Genomic DNA, 2,039 nt, shown 5'->3' on the forward strand with positions numbered 1-2,039 from the left:
CTAGCCCATTAATATTCTTTAGTGTCTTAAAAGAATATGAACGGTTTGATGAGATATTTGTAGCATAGCAATATTAAAGCCCCCTATTTGGGGGCCTGCTAAATTAATTATCACCATTGCCGCAGGTACTACTTGCTTGATCTGTAAATTTATCTATGCCTCCTTTAAGGGCTCCTTGAACTATTTGCTTGAAAGTAGTTTTCAGATTTTCTTCACTATCTTTTCCATTACAACTATCAAGTTCTTTTTTTATATGATCAAGTGCGTCTTTTATTTTAGATTCATCATGTTGTAAAAATGTATCAAATTCTCTAGCATCAGTTAGAGCAGTTTTTAACCAGTCAAGTTGTGTTTTTTGGGCATCAGATAACTTTTCTCTAAGTAGTTCTTCTTTAGATTTTGGTTTTTCTTGTGTTACTTCTTTTGGGGTCAAATCACGCTTTACCCTGCTTTTTGTTTGGCTAGTATTTGTATCATTAGAATTGCAGCCGTTTAGCATTAGTAAAAATAAACAAATTAATATGTTGATGATTTTCATTGTTACTCCGTTTTTTTATTAATAATGTTTAATAAATCAATTATTAATACTAAATATTGGATAAACAATTATTATTTGAATTGATATTCTTTAAGTGAGTTGGTAGCTATTTGGAAATAAAAGCAAATATTAGCCCTGCTATCATTGTTATAGACATTGCCCCCATAATTCCTAATACCCATTTAAGCATTTCTGAAAGAGACATTAAATTCTTTTCTACATTATCAATCTTAGCATTTAAATTCTTTTCTACATTATCAATCTTAGCATTTAAATTCTTTTCTACATTATCTATTTTGATATCTAAATTAGATATATCCTTTTGTAAATTCTTCTCTACATTATCAATTTTAGTGTTAAGTTCGTTTTTGACATTATCTATTTTAGAATTAAGTTCATTTTTAACACTATCAATTTTAGAATTAAGTTCATTTTTAACACTATCAATTTTAGAATTAAGTTCATTTTTAACACTATCAATCTTCGCGTCTAAATTAGATATATCTTTTCGTAAATTTTTCTCTACTGAATCTATCTTAGTATTTAAATTGGATATATCCTTTTGTAAATTCTTTTCTACGTAAGAAATTTCAGAAACAAGATTATCAAATTTAATATCAAATTGTTTTTCTAAATTTTCTAAATCTCTATACGTTAGCTCATTATGATAATATCTTTTAGATAAATCTTGTGCTATTAGTTGTTCCATGCCTAGTCGAAGAAACTCTTTATATATTTGTTCTTGACTTACACCTGCAATATTTGTTGACACTGTTTCCATAATATTTTCCCTTATAGTCATATTATACACTATTTTAGATATGTTGGCTTTAGAGATTTTTATATGTAAAGTAGAATTTCTTGCAAGACAAACTTTTTTGTAATTTACATTTTTAACTCCAAATATCAGTTTTAAATTTTTTTACTGTAGATTTTTTTAAAAAACAGTATTACAAAAACTCTTAAATTACTTTTTCTTTTCTTTGTATACTACAATAACTCCAAAACCCGCTAAATGGTTTAGTGATTTAACCTCAAGAATATTTTCGGCACCTATTTGATTAATAAAATTTTCCAACCCTATCCCTATAATTTCGAATAGAGTTTTGTTTGTATCTTCTTTTTTTATAGGAAAGTTAATTTTAAGCCTATGATCATCACCACCTTGATCTAAGGCTATTAAAGTTTTAACTTTTATAATTTCATCTTTTTTAATTTCATATGAAATTAAATTACTAATACTGATAATAAACATAAATAATATTAATAAATTAATTTTTTGCATATTGTGCTCCTTAATAAATAGTATATTAGTAATCTTATATCCTTATTAAGAATTTATCCCAAAATATAAAATGCTTTTAAATACAATAGAAATAAACGATTTTAAGATTATAAAAGAGAATTTCTTGCAAGACAAACCTTTTTGTAATTTACATTTTTAATTGAGAATACTTGTTATAAACTTTTTTTGCTATTGGTTTTGCTTCCTTGATGTACT

The 2,039-nt window shown here is 25.6% G+C and carries 3 protein-coding genes; all 3 read right to left on the bottom strand.

All coding sequences use genetic code 11. The annotated features are described in order from the left end of the window. Nucleotides 1-103: 103 nt before the first annotated feature. Nucleotides 104-538 (bottom strand): Mlp family lipoprotein, encoded by a 435-nt coding sequence (locus HNP67_RS06730; protein ID WP_184125789.1) that lies wholly within the window; start codon nt 536-538, stop codon nt 104-106. A 106-nt stretch (nt 539-644) separates the two neighbouring features. Continuing rightward, a complete protein-coding gene (gene bdr / locus HNP67_RS06735) occupies nt 645-1,319 on the bottom strand; it encodes a Bdr family repetitive protein (protein WP_236845755.1) in 675 nt (224 codons plus the stop codon). A 186-nt stretch (nt 1,320-1,505) separates the two neighbouring features. Next, on the bottom strand, nt 1,506-1,823 hold the full coding sequence (locus tag HNP67_RS06740; protein ID WP_184125793.1) for a hypothetical protein: 318 nt from the start codon (nt 1,821-1,823) through the stop codon (nt 1,506-1,508). Nucleotides 1,824-2,039: the final 216 nt, after the last annotated feature.

This window comes from Borreliella californiensis (genome assembly GCF_014205885.1).
GTDB classification, from domain to species: Bacteria; Spirochaetota; Spirochaetia; order Borreliales; family Borreliaceae; genus Borreliella; species Borreliella californiensis.

What these genes read in the sequence shown, in the direction of transcription:
- bdr (WP_236845755.1), bottom strand. Translation starts at nt 1,319, where the DNA reads ATGGAAACAGTGTCAACAAATATTGCAGGTGTAAGTCAAGAACAAATA.
- HNP67_RS06740 (WP_184125793.1), bottom strand. Translation starts at nt 1,823, where the DNA reads ATGCAAAAAATTAATTTATTAATATTATTTATGTTTATTATCAGTATT.
- HNP67_RS06730 (WP_184125789.1), bottom strand. Translation starts at nt 538, where the DNA reads ATGAAAATCATCAACATATTAATTTGTTTATTTTTACTAATGCTAAAC.